A 19,179-nucleotide genomic window follows, 5' to 3' on the forward strand; every position below is an offset into this window, starting at 1 on the left:
GTCGCCTTGGTAGGCCATTACCCCACCAACAAGCTGATAGGCCGCGGGCCCATCCTGCACCGATAAATCTTTCCACCCCAAGTCATGCAACCTGAGGTCATATCCGGTATTAGACCCAGTTTCCCAGGCTTATCCCGAAGTGCAGGGCAGATCACCCACGTGTTACTCACCCGTTCGCCGCTCGTGTACCCCGAAAGGCCTTACCGCTCGACTTGCATGTGTTAAGCACGCCGCCAGCGTTCGTCCTGAGCCAGGATCAAACTCTCCGTTGAAGACTCTAGATTTCACAGCCGAAACTGCTAATCAGTCATAGACAAAAAGAGTCAAATCACTAGCAAAAAAACTCAACTAGCAAAAAATGTGTCGGCAACCATTCAGACGGAAGAATGAACAATCACCGACGAAAAATACTCACACCACACACAAACCAACCAAACCCCAAGAGGCGGTTGATCATTCGCGGATGTGAAGTACCAAAAAAATTTTGGCACTGACATTCATCGACACACTGTTGAGTTCTCAAAGAACACGCACACACCATCACCACGACCCTATGGCCGCCGCTCCGGGGCAACTTTTCCAGCCTATCCCAACCAGGTCACCGGCGCAAACCGGAACCCCGTGAAGAAAAACTGGATTGTGTTCGCCAGGCACTTCGTACAACCTCGTGTCACTCACCCTCGCAGGTGGGAGTCGGTGTCCGTGTCGCTCTGACCTGGACAAAGTTACGCGAAGATCAACACAACACCAAATCGCCAGGTCAGAGCACTGCGGTCGGTTAACTTCACGGAACCCAGTACCTCTCGGCCAGTTCTTCGACGATCGGATCGCCTTCCTCGGCCTGTTCCAACGCTTCGAGATCGTCGTTGATCGACACCAGCCGGGGATCGTCACCCTCAGCTTCCTGAATCGGGTGCCGACCGTCCTCGGCGAGTTGCCTCAGTAGCTTTTCCTTGACGCGCGCTTTCAACGAATCAGCCATACCGCCAGCATGTGCCGCTCCGGCCCAGTTGTCGAGGCCTACTCGTCGTCCTTCTTGCCGAAGACACGTCGTGCCGTCGGAATCAGGATGATCAGCGCGCCGAGCAGAACGATGAGCGAAAAAACCTGCAGTGCCATGTCGACCTCTTACCGTCACGCCGGCGCGAGCCAGCTCCCCCACGGGGTGTTTCGAACAACCGTAAATGCAACGAGAACTCCGAGCACCACGATCGTCACAGTCGGCCGAAGCACGATCATGCGATCCCGCGTGCCCTTCCAACGGCGCACTGTCCAACCGATCCACGCGATCACCAACACCGCGACAAACGGCACGATCAAGACATTGCTGGACACTGCGGCGCCAACATCCAGATTAGTCAGGTCATTGACCGCACGAAGGCCACCACACGCCGGGCACCACAATCCCGTCAACGCGTACATCGGACAAACGCCGTAACTACCCGCACTGTGGGGATCACGGAAGTGGAGTACCGCGGCGGCCGTCACCGCCACTGCAGCAACACCGACGGGTGCGGCCAGCGCGCGTCGTCGACTTGCGACCACTTCCAACTCCATGACACCCACTGTAGGAGACCTCGGCAGCGACTAGCGCGCGCGAACGACTACCGACCGGACCACCATGTCGTGCCAGCACTGGTGCTTCGAGTCCCAGAGCGGCCAGAGATAGTTGAGGAAGCAGGCGCCACCCAGGATCGCCATCATGATCCAACGAAGCAGCGCCATCACCGGGCCGAGAGGCACACCGTCGGACTCCCGAATCACCGAAATTCCCAGCCACATCTTGCCGAGCGTCTGTCCGGTGTTCCCTTGCCTGAAGACGAGATTCCACACCTCGATCAAGAAGATCGCCAGTATGCCGACGACCATGACGATCACCCCGACCGGATTACCGCCTTCAGCGCTCACGCTGCCGTCGTCGTATGTGGTCACTTCGGATCCGGAGAACGCGATCACTGCTCCGATGCCCGCGAGGATGACGCCGGGGAGCGGAACGACAAAGCCGTCGAGGATTGACGCAAACACCCGAGAGATCCAGCTTGCGTACGGATAGGCGGGCGTCGGCGGCTGATAACCCTGCGGCGGCATCTGCCCGTACGGCGGCTGATTCTGCGATGGTTGGCCTGGTCCCCAGTTCTGATCCGACATCGAGGTCTCTCCTGTTCAGGCACGTGTTCGCCGAACTCAGGATAAACCGCACATACGCAAGAATTGGGAACTAACGACAAGAGCCCCACATCCGGATTTCCGGGTGTGGGGCTCTTGGCTGAGCTGCCTGAGAGAATCGAACTCTCGACCTTTTCATTACGAGTGAAATGCTCTACCGACTGAGCTAAGGCAGCGTGCCTTTCGGCGGTGGCGAGTCTATCTGGTCAACCCCCGGATCGCGAAAACGGGGGTCGGAAAGCGGCTCCGATGGAGGCAACCATCGCATCGAGCGCCCACTGCAACTTGACGTTGAAGTCGACGGCCTCGCGGCATTCGAGCACCGCTTCGATGCACTTGAGCAACCCCTCCGGGGACGTTCGTGCAGCCAACTCGGCGGCCTGCCGAGCCATGTCGGGATGGGTCGCCGTCGACGTCGACCCCAGCGAATAGGAAAGCGCGTCCCGGTACATGCCGGCCAGGTCGATCAGCGTCCGGTCGAGAAGATCGCGGCGGGCCCGGGTGTCGCGCGATTTCTGGCGTGCTTCGAGGTCCTTGATCAGACCAGCCGATCCGCGCAGAGTCCCGGCTGTTCCCTTGCCGGTTCCACCGCCACCCAAGGAGACCTTGAGCTCCTCGAGTTCCTGTTCCTTGAGTTCGGCGTAGAACGCCTTGGTGTCAGCCTCGATCGACTTCACCAAGTTCTCTGCGGCCTTGTACGCCGTCGAAGCACCGATCGCGTCTGCGGCCAGCCGAAGCGAACGCTGACGCTCGTCCCGCGCGCTCTCGTCGGTGGCGAGGCGCCGCGCCCGACCGACATGTCCACCGCTGATCGATGCGGCGATTCTCGCCCGCTCCGGATCCAGCCCGTCGCGGTCGATCAGTACCTGAGCGATCGATTCGACGGACGGCGTCACCAACGGCATGTGCCTACACCGCGAACGGAGGGTGACAGACATGTCTTCCGGATCGGTCGTCGGCGCGCAGAGCAGGATGACCGTGCGGTCCGGTGGCTCCTCGACAACCTTCAGCAGGGCGTTGGCTGCGCCTTCGGTCAAACGATCGGCATCCTCGACCACGATGACCTGCCACCGCCCCGTCGTCGGCCGACGCGAAGCGATGTTGACTATCTCGCGCATGCCTTTGACGCTGATGCTCAGGCCGTCGGGGATGATCCGTCGTACGTCACCGTGGGTTCCACCCATCGTCGTCGTACACGCATGACACTCACCGCACCCTGGTGCACCGTCGGAGGTGCATTGCAGGGCTGCGGCGAAGCAGAGAGCAGCAACCGAACGACCAGAGCCGGGTGGCCCGGTGAAGAGCCACGCGTGGGTCATCTCCGAGCCGCTGGAATCGCCACGAGCCGACAGTGCAGCATCACGCAGGCTCTGCTCGACGTCGTGCTGACCCACCAGCCGACCGAACACACCTCGTTCGGCCACTTCAGTACTCATGCAAAAACCCTAACCGTCGGCACCGACGAAGCCTTACGAGTCCTTCTTCGCGGGAGCCTTCTTGGCGGCAGCCTTCTTGGCCGGGGCCTTTTTTGCGGCTGTTTTCTTGGCAGCGGCCTTCTTTGCCGGAGCCTTCTTGGCAGCAGCCTTCTTCTTGACCGGGCCGCGCGCACGACGATCAGCCAGCAACTCCGACGCACGAGCATCGGAAATGGATTCGACGTCGTCGTCCTTGCGGAGGCTGGCGTTGGTCTCGCCGTCGGTGACGTACGGACCGAAACGGCCGTCCTTGATCACCATCGGCTTCTCGCTGACCGGATCGACGCCCAACTCACGCAACGGAGGCGTTGCCGACGCCTGACGCCCACGACGCTTCGGCTCGGCGTAGATCTTGAGGGCCTCGTCGAGCGTGACGGTGAACATCTGCTCTTCGTTGGCGAGCGAGCGTGAATCCGTGCCCTTCTTCAGGTACGGACCGTAACGGCCGTTCTGCGCGGTGATCTCTTCCTTGGATTCGGGGTCGACACCCACGACGCGCGGAAGCGACAGCAGACGAAGCGCATCTTCCAAGGTGATCGTCGCCAAATCCATGGACTTGAGCAGCGATCCCGTCCGCGGCTTGGGGCCCGCGACCTTCTTGGCAGCCTTCTTCGCGGGCGCCTTCTTGGCTGCGGCCTTCTTCACCGCAGTCTTGGTACTGCCCGAACTGATTTCTTCCGGCTCGGGAGCGGAGACGGGAACGATGTCCGGTTCCGGCTCGGCCGGCGGTTCGGGCAGGATCTCGGTCACGTAGGGACCGAAGCGGCCTTCCTTCGCGACGATCTCGTGGCCCGTCAGTGGGTCGACGCCCAGCTTGCGGCCCTCTTGAGGCGTCGAGAACAGCTTCTCGGCGTACTCGGGAGTGAGCTCGTCCGGCGGCAGGTCGTCGGGAAGATTTGCCCGCTGCGAGATCAGATCGCCTTCGGGATCGTCCGGGTTCTGAACCATGCGCTCGAGATACGGGCCGAACCGGCCGACGCGGACGTGAACCTCGCGGCCCTCGGCGTCGTCGAAGAGACGGATGGAGTTGACCTCGCGAGCGTCGATCTCCTCGAGGTTGACACCGACCATCTTCTTCAGCCCGCCCTCGCGGGCGACCGAACCCTCTGCGCCTGTCTCGCCGCCGAAGTAGAAGCTGCTCAGCCAGTTGCCACGCTGCTCACGGCCGCCGGCGATCGCGTCGAGATCGTCTTCCATTCCTGCCGTGAAGTCGAAGTCGACCAGCCGGCCGAAGTGCACCTCGAGCAGTCCGATGACGGCAAACGCCACCCAGGACGGAACCAGCGCGCTGCCACGTTTGTAGACGTATCCGCGATCGAGGATGGTCTTGATGATCGACGAGTAGGTCGAAGGACGACCGATGCCGAGTTCTTCGAGCGTCTTGATCAGGCTGGCTTCTGTGTAGCGAGCGGGCGGGTTGGTGCTGTGCCCGTCCGGATCGAGCTTGGTGGCCGTGACTTCCTGGCCCTTGACCAGTACCGGAAGCCTGGATTCGGCGTCGTCGGACTGACCGCCGGCTTCTTCGTCGACACTTTCGACGTAAGCCTTGAGGAAGCCGGCGAACACGATGGTGCGACCCGAAGCGGAGAACGTGCAGTCCTCGCCGGTGCCTGCCGTGCCGGAGATGCGGAGCGTCAGCGTCGTACCGCGGGCGTCGGCCATCTGTGAAGCGACGGTCCGCTGCCAGATCAGTTCGTACAGCTTGAACTCGTCGGAATCGAGCTTGGAGTGCAGCTGACCCGGGGTCTGGAACACGTCGCCGGCGGGGCGGATCGCCTCGTGCGCTTCCTGCGCGTTCTTGACCTTGCGGGTGTACTGACGCGGCGTCGGATGCACGTATTCCGGACCGTACAACTCGGTGGCCTGCGCACGAGCGGCTGCGATCGCCGACTCCGAGAGCGTCGTCGAGTCGGTACGCATGTAGGTGATGTAGCCGTTTTCGTACAGACGCTGCGCGATACGCATGGCGCGCTCGGACGTGAAACGAAGTTTGCGTCCGGCTTCCTGCTGGAGAGTCGACGTCATGAACGGCGGGTAAGGCTTGCGCGTGTATGGCTTGTCCTCGGCGGAGGAAACCGTGAGGTCGACGCCCTGCAACGCTTCCGCGAGACGACGCGCGTACGCCTCGTCGAGCACGGTGACTGCGCTGCCCTTGAGCTTTCCGTCAGCTCCGAAATCACGGCCGGAGGCGACACGCGAACCGTCGACGGAGACCAGGCGAGCACCGAAACTACGCGGGCTGGCCTCTGCACCGGCGTCGAGCGTCGCGGAAATGTCCCAGTACGACGCCGACTTGAACGCCATGCGCTCGCGTTCACGCTGGACGATGACGCGAGTGGCCACCGACTGGACGCGGCCGGCCGAGAGCTTCGGCATGACCTTCTTCCAGAGAACCGGGCTGACCTCGTAACCGTAGAGACGGTCGAGGATGCGGCGGGTTTCCTGAGCATCGACGAGGTCGGTGTCGAGTTCGCGGGTGTCTTCGGCGGCAGCACGGATTGCCGGCTCGGTGATCTCGTGGAAGACCATTCGACGAACCGGAATCTTGGGCTTGAGAGTCTCGAGGAGATGCCAGGCGATTGCCTCGCCCTCGCGGTCGGGGTCAGTTGCGAGGAAGAGCTCGTCGGCGTCCTTCAACAGAGACTTGAGTTCGGCGACCTTGCCCTTCTTTTCCGGGCTCACGACATAGAGCGGCTCGAAGTCGTGATCGACGTTGACGCCGAGACGGGCCCATGACTCGCCCTTGTACTTGGCCGGAACGTCTGCTGCGCCTCGCGGCAGGTCGCGAATGTGACCGACCGATGCCTCTACGACGTAGTCCTTACCGAGGTAGGGAGCGATTTTGCGCGCCTTGGTCGGTGACTCGACGATCACGAGGCGACGAGGGTTACCGGACGCTCCCTGACCGCTGCCGTTGTCCGCTTTAGCCACCTGCTGCCCGAGCCTTCCTTTGGACGTTCACTGCCGTCGGCAGATCTTCAGAACTAGACGTGTGGAGCAAGTTATACCCCGTGTCTCTCTTTACAGAGTGACATACCCGCAAGACATTCGTGCAGATCAGTACAGTATGGGCTCCGTCGGACACGCGGCATGAGCACCGTCGGACACGCGGCATGAGCACCGTCGGACGCGAGGCAAGAGCACTGTCAGACGTGCGGCCAGGCGACCGAAGTGTCGACGTGTTTCGGCGCCTCACCGAGGTATTCGACGAGCTTTGTCAGTCTCTTCTTTCCCGACACACGGAGCCCCGGGCCCGGTGTCCGGTTACCCAGTTGAGTCGGCGCGATACCAACCCGCATCAAGGCCTGAGCCAGCGGTGCGTGCGTCTCCTTGGCATGAGGGTCGAGGCCGAACACGAATCGCTCGCCGCCTTCTTCGAGCCTGCCGGCCGCGACGGCCCACACCCGGAGTTGGCGGGAGTTCGGTACCCAACCGACCGGCACCGCCTTCACAGCTCCCTTGGTCCACTGCACGGACAGCGGAAGGAGTGCGGGCGTCGACTGAGTGCGGACCAATGGGCTGCCTTCTTCACTACGCGTCACCTCGGCCCCGAGTCCGCACTGCGCGATCAACTCGGCAACGGCCTGCGCTCTCCAGTCCCGATCCACGACGATCGAGATCCGGGCACGGTCCTCCGAGGTCACGACCTGACCCGGTCCGGCCAGCATTCCGGCGAGGTCCGTCACGGCAGGTGGAATCGACTCGGCAGAGAAAAAGGACAGTTGGCTCACAGAGTGAAACGTAAGCCACGAAGGTACTGACGGCATAGACGACCGGCCGTGGTCGAACAGCTGCGTGCATTACCTCGGACAGAGAAAGACTGGCTCAGCCCGAAAAGATTTGTCCCCCACCGCACGGATGCGATGGGGGACAAATACTGTCCGAACTAATCGCTCAGCGAGTGAGCGGAAAAATCAGACCGCGCGAACGCCGGTAGCCTGGGGACCCTTGGTGCCCTGGCCGACCTCGAACTCCACACGCTGGTTCTCCTCGAGGGTACGGAAGCCGTTGCCCTGAATTTCGGAGTAGTGAACGAAGACGTCTGCGGAACCGTCTTCGGGAGCGATGAAGCCGAAGCCCTTTTCAGCGTTGAACCACTTCACAGTGCCCTGTGCCATGCTTTTCCTTCTCTTTCTAACACCGGATTCGGTGAACAGCCCTTACAGTCCACCGGGCCGGTTCCGACCGCTGTACGTCTTTATTTCCCCCTCAGGAAAGGCAGAGCACCGCGCCCGCAACAACGATCCTGCGAGCGTGCACTTTCTCAAGCCTACGAACACAGAAGCTGCGACCGATTGTCAGTCAACCATGTTCTCCGCGTGCACAACAGTCGAAAAGGGAACTAAAAACGTTAAAAGTTCGCTACAAGAAAAACGGCCCACGATCGTGGCTTCCCGCTTCCGCGCCGACCACCCGGTTCCACCAAGACCGCCGGCCGTTGCGTATCATCAAAACTGCAGGTAGCGACAGTTTCCGATTGCCGCCACACCCCAACGCCGAGCCCGGAGAGTCACGTGAACGCACCTTCCCCGATCCCCGCCCCGGGAGGGAAGCCTGGCGACACCTACGGGCAGATGCTGCTCGATCGCGTCGTCGCCGGGGTCAGTGGAAGCGAAAAACCACTGATGTTCACCGCGCAGTTGCCTGCTCGCGTAGCCGAGTTCACCGAATGGCCGGAGTGGGTGCACCCCAGCGTCGTACGCGCGCTCGCCGAGCACAGCGTGCGGTCCCCGTGGATCCACCAGAGTGAGGCCGCCGACCTTGCTCACGAGGGAAAACACGTGGTCGTGGCCACCGGTACGGCGTCGGGTAAGTCACTGGCATACCAACTCCCGGTGCTGACGGCCATGGCGACCGATCCGCTCGCAACTGCCCTGTACCTCTCCCCCACCAAAGCGCTGGGCTCGGATCAACTGCGAGCAGTGCTGTCCCTCACCGACTTCGACGTCGAACTTCGCAGCACGAACGCCAGTGCGTACGACGGCGACACCTCGCAGGAACTCCGCACCTGGGCACGCGAGAACTCACGCTGGCTCTTCACCAACCCCGACATGATCCACATTTCGCTGCTCCGCACCCATCAGCGATGGGCGCACTTCTTCCGCAACCTGAAATACGTGATCATCGACGAATGCCACTCCTACAGGGGAGTCTTCGGATCCAACGTCGCGCTCGTGATCCGGCGACTTCGCAGGATTGCAGCGCGCTACGGCGCCGAACCTACCTTCATCCTGGCCAGCGCGACCACGGCAGATCCCGGCGCAGCGGCCTCGCGGCTCATCGGCGCACACTGCACCGAGGTCACGGAAGACGGATCGCCGCACGGCCCACGCACCGTCGCACTGTGGGAGCCGCCGCTACTCGAGGCATTGACCGGCGAAAACGGTAGCCCGGTACGACGTCCCGCGGGCGCGGAAGCAGCGCGGATCATGGCCGACCTCATGATCGAGGGCGCCCGTACTCTCACCTTCGTCCGCTCCCGCCGCGGTGCCGAACTGACCGCGATGGCCACCAAACGTCTACTCGCCGAGGTGGACCCGGACCTCGCCGAGCGAGTCGCGTCGTATCGCGCCGGATATCTGGCCGAGGACCGTCGCGAACTGGAAGCTGCGCTCGCCGACGGCACGCTGCTGGGCGCAGCCACCACCAACGCGCTGGAGCTCGGCGTCGACATCGCAGGCCTCGACGCCGTTGTCGTGGCAGGCTTCCCGGGGACCGTTGCCTCGTTCTGGCAGCAGGCCGGTCGCTCCGGGCGACGCGGCGAGGGTTCACTCGTCGTGTTGATCGCCCGCGACGATCCACTCGACACCTACCTCGTTCACCATCCGTCGGCGGTACTCGACAAACCCGTCGAGGCGACGGTGACAGATCCCGGAAATCCGTACGTCCTGGGACCACAACTTCTCTGCGCTGCAATGGAACTCCCACTTTCCGATGCCGAGGTCGACGCTTTCGGGGCTCTCGAGGTTCTGACCAGGCTGTCGGAGGAAGGCAAGATCCGGCGCCGAAAGCACGGATGGTTCGTCACCGCCGATTCGAACCCCCACGGCTCTTTGGACATTCGCGGCGGTATCGGAACTCAGGTGGCCATTGTCGACGGTGAATCCGGCCGGATGCTGGGTACTGTCGATGCGGGCCGCGCTCCGGCCACAGTTCATCCCGGTGCCGTGCACATTCATCAAGGCGAGACCTATGTCGTCGATGAACTGGACCTCGACGTCGGACTCGCATTGGTGCACACCGAGAATCCGGACTGGACCACTTCGGCCCGCGAGACCACCGAAATCACGATCACCGAACAACTCGAGCACAAGAACTACGGCGACATCGCCGTCGCTCTCGTCCAGGTCGAGGTGACACATCAAGTCGTCGGGTACCTACGACGGTTGACTTCGGGTGAAGTCCTCGACTCGATCGAACTCGACATGCCCGCTCACACTTTGCCCACCAGGGCAGTGATGTACACGGTCACGCCGGAACTTCTCGAATCCATCGGGGTGCCGCCCGAACGGTTCCCCGGATCACTGCATGCCGCCGAACATGCCGCGATCGGCCTGCTGCCACTGGTGGCGATCTGCGACCGCGGAGACATCGGCGGCGTATCGACGGCGATGCACGCGGACACCGGACTCCCGACTGTCTTCGTCTACGACGGTCACGCCGGCGGCGCCGGGTTCGCCGACCGGGGGCACAGCGAACTGTCACGATGGCTCACCGCGACGCGCGACGCCATACTCTCCTGCGAGTGCGCTCACGGATGCCCGTCCTGCGTCTATTCACCCAAGTGCGGCAACGGAAACGACCCACTCGACAAAGACGGCGCGGTCAAGGTTCTGACCGCCGTCATCGAGACGATCAGCTGAGACACGATCAGCCGACTGGACCCGCACGAGCGGAAGCCCGCGCATCACCGATCCCGAAGCCCGACAACAACACCGGTGCACGTATCTCGACCACCACATCCCACCCCTGCACCTCACATTCCGCGAGCACCGTACGCATACGCTCCGCGATGGCCGCGGACTTCGCACACGCAGACGCCTCACCTCCGTCCAAGGCGCCCGCACCGCCGAGAGCCGAAAGATCGGCGGCCGACTGAGCAGTGTGCCGGGCCACCACCGCGGACCCGACATGCAGCATCCCACCAGTCACCATCACGATCGCTGCCAAAACGCAGCACGCCAGAACAGTGGCAACACCTTCGTCGTCACGTAGGTTCACCCCTCTTCCACCCCTGACTCCACAGCTGCCACCGCCTCGGAAGAAATGTCGACCAGCGGCAGCAACGTACTCTCGGCGCTGACAACGGCAACGGCAAAGCCGTCAACGATCTCCACCGAGATCGACGCATCTTGGGGTGCGATCCGGCGGGCCGTGGCGACCGCAGACTCACGATCACCACGTGCCACCAACCGCGCGGCCTCACGAGCTGCGTCGACACACCGCACCTGCATCGACACCGCGAGGACGCCACCGATACACAGCACGACCACCGTGACGATCGAAGCCAGAGCAATCGCAGCCTCCACCGTCACGGCGCCGTCGTCGGCTTGCCGAATACCTCTCGTGGACAACATCACACAGCTGTCTTGAGCGCCTTGTCGATTATGCCTGTCAGCGCCGAGACAATGGAGTCGCCGGTGACAACCGTGTACAGGACGGCACCGAATGCGGCAGCCGCAATCGTGCCGATCGCATACTCCGCGGTAGACATACCGTCGTCCTCCGTTACCAACAGCGCAAATCTGGCCGACATCGTCCTGAACGTCTTCGAAATCATTTTTCCCCCTTCAATCAAAACCTGTGGCAGCAGTTCTGCCGCAGGAGCTTTCATACGGATCCGGCTCACAACAGGCCGTTACCGAGCACAGTCGTGGCAAGCCCGATCACCACCGGGACGATGCCCAAGGCGATGAACGCCGGCAGGAAACACAGTCCGAGTGGACCGCTGATCAGCACTCCCGCACGTTCGGCCGCGGCAGCAGCCAGATCCTCGGCGTCACCTCGACTGCGCTCGGCGAGTTCGGCCATGGACGAGGACAGCGACGAACCCGAACGGGCGGAACGCCGAGCCATTCTGGCCAGCGCCTCGGTATCGGGATCGAGAGCGGCTTCGCTCCACGCGGCGTCGGGATCAGCACCGAGCGTGAGAAGGTCGGCGACGCGACTGAGCGTGTCAGCCATCGGTTTCGGCGCGGTCGACGCCATCGCTGTGATCGCTGCGGAGACGGGAAGCCCCGCTCGCAGGCAGGCCCCGAGCAGGTCGAGACTTGCGGCAACTGCGAGTGGATCCGGCTTGTCCGGGGCTGCAACCGAATTTTCTGTTGTTGTGTCCGCGAACAGAATTTCTGCCGCCCTGGCCGAAGCGCCGCGGCGAGCGGGAATGATCGCGAGCGCCAACGCGATCATCGCCACGGATACCCAACTCAAGACGTGACCTTCGCAGTTATCCGGTCGGTCCAGAGCAAACCAGCTGAGACACAGGCAGTTCCGATCACGAGCAGCACGCCGCCGAGCCCACCGCCGAACAGCACGCGCAGAGGCGACGCCCCCATCAACTGGCCGAGGCCGATCCCCAGCAGCGGTAGAAAAGCCAGCACCGCAGCCGTCGCCCGAGCGCCCGCTAAACCGGCCTCGGTGCGCTGACGAAAGCGTCTACGCCCCAACATGTCCGTCCGGACCGCGCCGAGTAGTTCAGCCAGAGCCAGACCGTGTTGGTCTGCGACCCGCCAGACGGATCCGATGCGGGAGAACTCACGCTCGATGCACGAATCCGGTACCGCGAAGGCCGCCGCGGCAGAACCACCGAGACGCGCCCTGGCCCCAGCGGACCGGAACACCACACTTACTTCGCCGCTACATTCCTCGCCTGCAACAGAACTGGCAACTGCAGGATGCGCGCCGACGCTCAGCTCGGCGATCAGCACCTCCAGACCGGAGAGCAGCATCTTCTGTGAGAGGTCCCGGTTTTCGGCCGCCTTCGCGCGGCGCCCACGAAAGATCAAGGTTCCGGCGAGGACGACCGCCGCGCATCCTGCCGACAAGCCTCCGAGAACCCATGCAGCCGACACCGCGAAAAATGCGGCGACCAACTGCCACGGAATCTGCCGGGAGGGCTTGCGGATGCTCGGGGCGTACGTAGCGAGCCGAGCACGTGAATCCCGCACCGGCGCAATCGAGACCGCCAACGCGAGGACCAGGAAGGAAACTGTCACGTCCCGACCTCTCGATTGCGAAGCCGGAACATCCGCTCGAGCCGCTCACGACCCGAACCGCCGTCCGGCCATGCCTGCATGATTTGTACGTATCCGCCCGCACCGCGGTCGATGACGCCGATCTGTTCGAGACGCCTCGATCCGTCGGCCAACCGATGCACGTGCAGGATCACTTGAACTGCCGCGGCAAGTTGACTGTGCAACGCGTGGCGATCCATACCGCCGAGCGCAGCCAACGCCTCGAGTCTGGCCGGCACCTCTTCAGGCGAATTGGCGTGAACGGTGCCGGCGCCGCCATCGTGGCCGGTGTTCATCGCCGTGAGCAGATCCGTCACCTCTGCACCGCGGACCTCACCGACGACGATGCGATCGGGACGCATCCGCAGTGCCTGCCGAACCAGATCGCGCACCGTCACCTCTCCGACACCCTCGACGTTGGGAGCCCTGGCGACGAGGCGGACGACGTGCGGATGCGGCGGCGCTAGTTCGGCCGCGTCCTCGACGCAGACGATTCGCTCGCGCGGGTCGACGGCGCCGAGCATGGCGGACAACAACGTGGTCTTTCCCGCGCCGGTCCCGCCGATCACCAGGAAGGCCAAGCGGCACGAGATGATGCGATCGAGGAGTTCGCGCGCGTCCGGTTCCACGGCGCCGTGAGCACACAGCGCGTCGAGACCCTGTGTTGCGGGCCGCAGCACTCGCAGTGACACGCAGGTTCCGCCCTGGGCCACCGGTGCGAGTACGGCATGAAGTCGTACCCCGAAGTGCCCGTCGCCGACGCCCCGCAGACGGCCGTCGACCCACGGTTGGGCGTCGTCGAGGCGTCGACCTGCCGACAGTGCCAACCGCTGCGCCAGTCGACGCACGGCTGCCTCGTCGGTGAACCGGACCCCGGACCTTTCGAGGCCGACCCCGCGGTCCACCCAGACCTGATCCGGCGCGGTCACCAGTACGTCGGCGACACCGGGTTCGTGCAGCAGTGGTTCGAGCGGCCCTGCGCCTGTCAGTTCCGTCTGGAGCACCCTGACGACCTCCAACAGATCCGTGTCCGCCAGAACGCCAGAGGACTCGGCTCGCACGGCGTCGGCAACGGTGGCCGCCGTCGGCTCGGCGACCGACGACGCCGTCAGCCGCTCGCGAACTCGGTCGAGCAGTTCTGTCGTGACCAACGCGCTCATGCCGCAGCCCTGCGCGGGCGTGCGCCGGATTCGACGGCGTCGAGTACCGCCGTTGCCACCGCACTCAGCGGACAACCTCGGGTCAATTCGAGGCCACCGCGCTCGAGCATCGGCGCCAGCGAGCGGTGGCCGCGCATCACGGCCGTCAGCGGCAGGCCGAGCATGTCTGCCACATCGGCGCCGCGTAGGCCTCCCGGCGCCGGCCCACGCACGACGAGCCCGACATTGGAGTTGTGTCGCACCACCCAGGCTCCGACCTTCTCGGCAGCGACGCACGCAGCCAGGGTGGCCGGAACCACCACGAGAACCAAATCCGACATCTCCAACGCGGCCTGACCTACCTCGCTGGGATGACGTGGCACGTCGCAGACCACGAGTCCGCCGGAACTGCGACCTGCGTCCAGCACGGCGCGAACGGCGGCCACTGTCGGACCGTCGATCTCGTGGCGACTGCTCGCCAGAACCCTCAAGAACTTTCCCTTTGCCGGCAGGGCATCGCGCAGCGCATCCGGGGCCAACCGCCCGCCCTCGACGGTCAGTGCACCCCAACGCAATCCGGGGGTCGTCTCGATGCCCAACAGCACATCAGCGCCGGAGCCGAGGGCGTCGACGTCCACCAGTAACGTCGGGACGTGACGTGCCGCCGACGTCAACGCGACAGCCGCCGCAGTTGCCGAGGCTCCGCCGCCGCCACAACCACCCACCACGCTCACGACGGTGCCGTCACCACTCACGTCTACGTGGTCGGCCAGAACTGCGACCAACGCGTTCTCCTCTTCCGGCAGGGACAGAACGCTGTCGGCTCCGATCGCGGTGGCGCTCTTCCAGTCGTCGACGGTCGGTGTGCCGTCGCACACGAGGAAGACTCGCGTTCGTTTAGGGGAACAAGCCAGAGCATCCCGCGCAGCCGACGCGTCCAATACGACCGCCGAGGCCCGGTTCCACTGTTGCCGGGAAACGGGATGCTCGGCCTCGTCCAGACGGCGGTCCACCGCGGCAGCGACGCGTCGCACGCTCGCGAGGACCTTCGCGTCGTCGACGAGAACCAGAATGGGAGCCCCGGTTTCCCGAGAGTTGATCGTCGTGTTCATGACTGCAGAGCCTGAACGAGCACCGGCACCGAAAACAGTGGGTCGAGAGAGCCTGTGGACAACTGGGAAGTTGTGGAGAAACAGACCTGAGACAGAGGACGACCCCCGCCAATGGGGGGAGGAGGCGGGGGCCGTCTGAGTTCAGCCCCGGGGGGTCGGGCTGAACTAGTTCGAACGAATCGAACAGCAACGATCTTACACCCGCCATCGGCGAGAAATGCAAGCCTGAGCTGCACTGAACTGCTGTTTTTCGCCGAAAGAGGACGCTTGCCGAGGAGCACACGAACCGCCTGTCGGACTATCCTCATTCCTGTGACCGACAAGCCTGCGAACGGACTGAATACCGGGCGGACAGCCGCTTTCTTCGATTTGGACAAAACGATCATCGCGAAGTCGAGCACCCTGGCGTTCAGCAAGCCATTCTTCGCCCAGGGTCTGATCAATCGACGCTCGGTTCTCAAGAGCAGCTATGCGCAATTCCTGTTTCTTCTGTCCGGCGCCGATCACGATCAGATGGAGCGCATGCGCGAGCACCTGACTGCGATGTGCGCGGGCTGGGACGTGGAACAGGTGAAGGCCATCGTCGCGGAGACTCTGCACGACATCGTCGACCCACTCGTCTTTGCCGAGGCGGCCGATCTGATCGCAGATCACAAGCTGCGTGGACACGACGTCATCGTGGTGTCGGCGTCGGGCGAGGAGATCGTCGCTCCGATCGCCCGCGCCCTCGGCGCCACCCATTCCGTGGCGACGTCGATGAGGGAAGAAGACGGCCACTACACCGGCGAGGTCGACTTCTACTGCTACGGTCCGGGCAAGGTCGAGGCGATGGAAAAACTCGCCGCGGAATACGGCTACGACCTCGCCGCCAGTTACGCCTACTCCGACTCGGTGACCGATTTGCCCATGCTCGAGGCGGTCGGACATCCCACCGCAGTCAACCCCGATCGTGCATTACGCAAGGAAGCAGCCGTAAACGGTTGGCCCATACTGACTTTCTCGAACCCGGTCTCGCTTCGCGCGCGATTGTCGGCCCAGTCCACGACGACGGTCGCCACAACTGCAGCGGTGGGAATCGCAGCTCTGGTGGCCGGCGCCATGACCTTCGGGCTACTGCGTCGGAAACGCTGAAATCCAATGCCCACAAACAAAAATTGGTACTTGCTGTGAGCCCGGACACAGGGTACAAAGGAGTTACGGAAGAACGGAAGGCCAGGAACGGCTCGGAAGAGAAGGACCGTTTCCCCAACCGAAATTCCTAGCACGGGCACTAGGGCACCCACGCGGAGCACAAGCCACTATAAGGGCAGAAGCGTTGTGGGCCTGCGAGATTCGTTCAATTTGAGCGAGGACCCCGCACCGGTTGCGGGGACGACCTCAGAAAGTGCGATCCCTCGCCGAGGCCACCCACACAACCCACCGAGCACGCTTGGTAACGAGTAGTCCGTGCTGACGGGCGGCGAAGTCGATTTATCGGCAGCGCCGCCCGTTCGTTATGTGCCGGCCCCGCCCTGTTGCAGACTATCCAGTCGCCGCGTCGGCGATCGAAGTCGCTTCTCGCGCACCGGCTTCGAGAGCTCCGCAGCACAGGATCACCCAACTGCCGACACCCGCTGGATTTCCCGAAGCGAATCCAGCCGCGCCGTCCGTGTACGCCTGCGGCCGCCGAAGCCAACTGACCTCGGGGACTCCCAGATTGTGCGGATCCAACCCGGACGAGACCGCAACCAGACGCGAAGCCGCACGTGCAACGATGCCGTCAGCGGTGCCGAACGGGCTCAGCGCCAAGAGTTCTCCGTGTACGACGGCCGCCAGAACCGGCGCCGGCGCACTGGTTCCGCCGGTAACGAGTTGCGCGAGAGCGTCCAACCGCTCCCCCACTCCGCGATCCGACCGTGGCCGCCCCAGTTGATCCGCGTCCTCGACGAGGTCTGCCGCGGCCAGCAGGTGCAGCCGGGCCAAAGCCTGCAGCGGGGCGCGCTTCCACGTCGACTCCATGAGCGGAAGACTGTCGCCGTCCAGTGCCTGAGCCACGCGCAGAGCACCCGCGAGAATCGGATCACCGGCCATGCCCTCGGCCGGCAATTCGGTGGTGCCACCGGCCAGCGATGCGGAAGCTCGCGCAGCGCGAACCGCGGCTTCGGCGGCAGTGGTGGGCCAACCGCGACGGTTGGTCTTGTGCCGATGAACCTCACCCAGAGCGTCGCGCGCATGATCGGCGGCGGCGCGTACGCCTGGAAGATCGACGAGGGGCTGCAAGGGGTCCGTCACGATCAACGACGGTACCCTTGCAGCCCCTCTGCGGACTTGCCTACCTACCTGTTGCGTCAGCTTCCCAGCGTGATGGACCCGCCGGGAATCGCGTCGAGCAACTTGCGGGTGTAGTCCTGTTGCGGATTGCCGAACACGTCGTCGATCGGTGCCGATTCGACGATCGAGCCACGCGACATCACCAACACGTTGTCCGCGATCTGACGAACCACGGCCAGGTCGTGCGTGATGAAGAGGTACGTCAACCCGAACTCTGCCTGCAGGTCGTTGAGCAGGGTCAAGATCTGATCCTGCACGAGCACGTCGAGAGCGGAGACCGCCTCGTCGCAGATCACGACCTCCGGCTGAAGTGCCAACGCTCGCGCAATTGCGACGCGCTGACGCTGTCCGCCGGAGAGCTCGTTCGGGAACCGTCGCATGACCGACTGAGGCAGACCGACCTTGTCGAGAAGTTCGCGGACGCGAGCCTCCCGTTCTGCTTTGGTCCCGACCTTGTGGGTACGCAGCGGCTCTTCGATCGTGCGGTAGATCGAGTACATCGGGTCGAGCGTGCCGTAAGGGTTCTGGAAGATCGGCTGCACTCGACGACGGAACGCAAAGGTTTCCTTCGCACCGAGTTTGGACACGTCCTGACCGTCGAAGACCACGTTGCCTGCAGTGGGCTCGAGCAAACCGAGAACCATCTGCGCGACCGTCGACTTACCGGAACCCGATTCGCCGACGATTGCAGTCGTGGTTCCGCGGCGGACCTTGAAGGACACGTCGTTCACGGCTGTGAAGTCGGTGGTCTTGCGGAAACCCTTGCGCAGCTTGAACACCTTGGTCAGATGATCGACGACAAGAACGTCGTCGGTCGCCTTGCCGAAGGACTCTGCCGCACTTTCCTCGGCCTTCACCGCTTCGGCGACCTCTTCCGCCTGTTCGCGAATCTCGGCGCGCGCCACTGACGAGCTGAGCCGCTTCGACGCCAACGACGGCGCAGCAGCGACCAGCTTCTGCGTGTACGGATGCTGCGGGCGCTTCAGAATCTCCAGTGCCGGACCGGATTCGACGATACGACCCTTGCTCATCACGATCAGATGCTCGGCGCGCTCGGCGGCCAAGCCCAGATCGTGAGTGATGAGCAGAACGGCGGTGCCGAGTTCCGTTGTCAGACCGTCTAGGTGATCGAGGATCTGACGCTGGACCGTGACGTCGAGCGCCGACGTCGGCTCGTCCGCGATCAGGAGCTTCGGACGAGCGGACAACCCGATCGCGATGAGTGCGCGCTGACGCATACCGCCCGAGAACTCGTGCGGGTACTGCCCCAACCGGCTCTCGGCCTCCGCGAGTCCTGCCTCCTCGAGCAGTTCCGCAGCCCGAACCTTGGCTGCCTTGCCCTTGGCGATCCCGTTGGCGGCCAGTGCTTCCTCGATCTGGAAGCCCACTTTCCACACGGGATTCAGATTCGACATCGGGTCCTGCGGAACCAAACCGATCTGGCTTCCCCGGATGTGGACGAAGTCCTTCTCCGAGACCTTCGAGATGTCCTTGCCGTCGAAGATGATCTCGCCTGCCGTCACCTTGCCGGTGCCGGGAAGCAGATTGATGATCGAGTGCGCGGTAGTGGACTTACCCGAACCCGATTCGCCGACGATCGCGACCGTCTGACCCGGGTAGACGGTCAGGCTGACGCCTCGAACTGCCGGAACCGGACCGGAATTGGACTGGAAAGACACCTCGAGATCACGAATCTCGAGCAACGGAGTTTCCTCCGAGGTGAGAGTTTCCTTGGTGGTCATCG

18 protein-coding genes, 1 tRNA gene and 1 rRNA gene are annotated in these 19,179 nt (G+C 63.5%); 2 read left to right on the forward strand and 18 right to left on the reverse strand.

Annotated elements, in window-relative coordinates:
* The 9 genes from R4P70_RS24105 to R4P70_RS24145 form a co-directional block, all read right to left on the reverse strand.
* Positions 1–272 (reverse strand): 16S ribosomal RNA (locus R4P70_RS24105); the annotation flags it as partial.
* 512 nt (positions 273–784) lie between these two features.
* Entirely contained in the window at positions 785–982 is a 198-nt protein-coding gene (locus tag R4P70_RS24110; protein WP_003946112.1) for a hypothetical protein, read from the reverse strand.
* A 152-nt stretch (positions 983–1,134) separates the two neighbouring features.
* A complete protein-coding gene (locus R4P70_RS24115; protein WP_021342697.1) occupies positions 1,135–1,557 on the reverse strand; it encodes a DUF2752 domain-containing protein in 423 nt (140 codons plus the stop codon).
* Positions 1,558–1,587: 30 nt separating this feature from the next.
* Positions 1,588–2,148, reverse strand: a complete 561-nt coding sequence (locus R4P70_RS24120) for an RDD family protein (protein ID WP_197941410.1) — start codon at positions 2,146–2,148, stop codon at positions 1,588–1,590.
* A gap of 121 nt (positions 2,149–2,269) precedes the next feature.
* Positions 2,270–2,342: transfer RNA gene (locus tag R4P70_RS24125), tRNA-Thr, on the reverse strand.
* 30 nt (positions 2,343–2,372) lie between these two features.
* Positions 2,373–3,602, reverse strand: a complete 1,230-nt coding sequence (locus R4P70_RS24130) for a DNA polymerase III subunit delta' (protein ID WP_019746652.1) — start codon at positions 3,600–3,602, stop codon at positions 2,373–2,375.
* A 33-nt stretch (positions 3,603–3,635) separates the two neighbouring features.
* Positions 3,636–6,572 (reverse strand): type I DNA topoisomerase, encoded by a 2,937-nt coding sequence (gene topA / locus R4P70_RS24135; protein ID WP_019746651.1) that lies wholly within the window; start codon positions 6,570–6,572, stop codon positions 3,636–3,638.
* Positions 6,573–6,787: 215 nt separating this feature from the next.
* A complete protein-coding gene (locus tag R4P70_RS24140; RefSeq protein WP_003946106.1) occupies positions 6,788–7,372 on the reverse strand; it encodes a hypothetical protein in 585 nt (194 codons plus the stop codon).
* A gap of 183 nt (positions 7,373–7,555) precedes the next feature.
* Positions 7,556–7,759: a cold-shock protein gene (locus R4P70_RS24145; RefSeq protein WP_003946117.1), complete on the reverse strand. Its 204-nt coding sequence runs from the start codon at positions 7,757–7,759 to the stop codon at positions 7,556–7,558.
* A gap of 456 nt (positions 7,760–8,215) precedes the next feature.
* Between R4P70_RS24145 and R4P70_RS24150 the strand changes: the two genes are divergently transcribed.
* Positions 8,216–10,504, forward strand: a complete 2,289-nt coding sequence (locus R4P70_RS24150) for a DEAD/DEAH box helicase (protein ID WP_029254346.1) — start codon at positions 8,216–8,218, stop codon at positions 10,502–10,504.
* Between the two features lie 7 nt (positions 10,505–10,511).
* On the opposite strand, the gene R4P70_RS24155 is transcribed toward R4P70_RS24150, so the two are convergent.
* The 7 genes from R4P70_RS24155 to ssd form a co-directional block, all read right to left on the reverse strand.
* The gene (locus R4P70_RS24155; protein ID WP_020905986.1) at positions 10,512–10,862 is read right to left on the reverse strand and encodes an Rv3654c family TadE-like protein; all 351 of its coding nucleotides are present in this window, start codon (positions 10,860–10,862) and stop codon (positions 10,512–10,514) included.
* A complete protein-coding gene (locus R4P70_RS24160) occupies positions 10,859–11,218 on the reverse strand; it encodes a TadE family type IV pilus minor pilin (RefSeq protein WP_020968274.1) in 360 nt (119 codons plus the stop codon). The genes R4P70_RS24155 and R4P70_RS24160 overlap by 4 nt, the downstream gene beginning before the upstream one ends.
* Positions 11,218–11,421, reverse strand: coding sequence for a DUF4244 domain-containing protein (locus R4P70_RS24165; RefSeq protein ID WP_020905984.1), 204 nt, complete (start codon positions 11,419–11,421; stop codon positions 11,218–11,220). Before R4P70_RS24165 ends, R4P70_RS24160 begins: the two co-directional genes overlap by 1 nt.
* 65 nt (positions 11,422–11,486) lie before the next feature.
* Positions 11,487–12,071 (reverse strand): type II secretion system F family protein, encoded by a 585-nt coding sequence (locus tag R4P70_RS24170; protein ID WP_153211069.1) that lies wholly within the window; start codon positions 12,069–12,071, stop codon positions 11,487–11,489.
* Positions 12,068–12,856 (reverse strand): type II secretion system F family protein, encoded by a 789-nt coding sequence (locus R4P70_RS24175; protein ID WP_197941408.1) that lies wholly within the window; start codon positions 12,854–12,856, stop codon positions 12,068–12,070. The genes R4P70_RS24170 and R4P70_RS24175 overlap by 4 nt, the downstream gene beginning before the upstream one ends.
* Positions 12,853–14,034: a TadA family conjugal transfer-associated ATPase gene (locus R4P70_RS24180; protein WP_317832167.1), complete on the reverse strand. Its 1,182-nt coding sequence runs from the start codon at positions 14,032–14,034 to the stop codon at positions 12,853–12,855. Before R4P70_RS24180 ends, R4P70_RS24175 begins: the two co-directional genes overlap by 4 nt.
* Positions 14,031–15,125: a septum site-determining protein Ssd gene (ssd, locus tag R4P70_RS24185; RefSeq protein WP_317832169.1), complete on the reverse strand. Its 1,095-nt coding sequence runs from the start codon at positions 15,123–15,125 to the stop codon at positions 14,031–14,033. Before ssd ends, R4P70_RS24180 begins: the two co-directional genes overlap by 4 nt.
* A 312-nt stretch (positions 15,126–15,437) precedes the next feature.
* On the opposite strand from ssd, the gene R4P70_RS24190 reads away from it, so the two are divergent.
* Complete coding sequence (locus R4P70_RS24190; protein ID WP_019746641.1) at positions 15,438–16,256, forward strand: HAD-IB family hydrolase; 819 nt, start codon at positions 15,438–15,440, stop codon at positions 16,254–16,256.
* Positions 16,257–16,646: 390 nt separating this feature from the next.
* On the opposite strand, the gene R4P70_RS24195 is transcribed toward R4P70_RS24190, so the two are convergent.
* Both R4P70_RS24195 and R4P70_RS24200 read right to left on the reverse strand, forming a co-directional pair.
* Positions 16,647–17,396 carry a hypothetical protein gene (locus tag R4P70_RS24195; RefSeq protein WP_020905979.1) on the reverse strand — a complete coding sequence of 250 codons (750 nt, stop codon included), beginning with the start codon at positions 17,394–17,396 and terminating at the stop codon, positions 16,647–16,649.
* A 56-nt stretch (positions 17,397–17,452) separates the two neighbouring features.
* Positions 17,453–19,177 (reverse strand): dipeptide ABC transporter ATP-binding protein, encoded by a 1,725-nt coding sequence (locus tag R4P70_RS24200; RefSeq protein ID WP_020968270.1) that lies wholly within the window; start codon positions 19,175–19,177, stop codon positions 17,453–17,455.
* Between the last annotated feature and the right edge of the window lie 2 nt (positions 19,178–19,179).

It is taken from the genome of Rhodococcus sp. IEGM 1241 (assembly GCF_033142365.1).
Lineage (GTDB): Bacteria > Actinomycetota > Actinomycetes > Mycobacteriales > Mycobacteriaceae > Rhodococcus_F > Rhodococcus_F erythropolis.

Bases quoted from the DNA above. Each gene is read 5' to 3' on its own strand.
- R4P70_RS24110 (WP_003946112.1), bottom strand. From the start codon at position 982: ATGGCTGATTCGTTGAAAGCGCGCGTCAAGGAAAAGCTACTGAGGCAA.
- R4P70_RS24115 (WP_021342697.1), bottom strand. From the start codon at position 1,557: ATGGAGTTGGAAGTGGTCGCAAGTCGACGACGCGCGCTGGCCGCACCC.
- R4P70_RS24120 (WP_197941410.1), bottom strand. From the start codon at position 2,148: ATGTCGGATCAGAACTGGGGACCAGGCCAACCATCGCAGAATCAGCCG.
- R4P70_RS24130 (WP_019746652.1), bottom strand. From the start codon at position 3,602: ATGAGTACTGAAGTGGCCGAACGAGGTGTGTTCGGTCGGCTGGTGGGT.
- R4P70_RS24145 (WP_003946117.1), bottom strand. From the start codon at position 7,759: ATGGCACAGGGCACTGTGAAGTGGTTCAACGCTGAAAAGGGCTTCGGC.
- R4P70_RS24150 (WP_029254346.1), top strand. From the start codon at position 8,216: ATGCTGCTCGATCGCGTCGTCGCCGGGGTCAGTGGAAGCGAAAAACCA.
- R4P70_RS24160 (WP_020968274.1), bottom strand. From the start codon at position 11,218: ATGTTGTCCACGAGAGGTATTCGGCAAGCCGACGACGGCGCCGTGACG.
- R4P70_RS24165 (WP_020905984.1), bottom strand. From the start codon at position 11,421: ATGATTTCGAAGACGTTCAGGACGATGTCGGCCAGATTTGCGCTGTTG.
- R4P70_RS24180 (WP_317832167.1), bottom strand. From the start codon at position 14,034: ATGAGCGCGTTGGTCACGACAGAACTGCTCGACCGAGTTCGCGAGCGG.
- ssd (WP_317832169.1), bottom strand. From the start codon at position 15,125: ATGAACACGACGATCAACTCTCGGGAAACCGGGGCTCCCATTCTGGTT.
- R4P70_RS24200 (WP_020968270.1), bottom strand. From the start codon at position 19,177: ATGACCACCAAGGAAACTCTCACCTCGGAGGAAACTCCGTTGCTCGAG.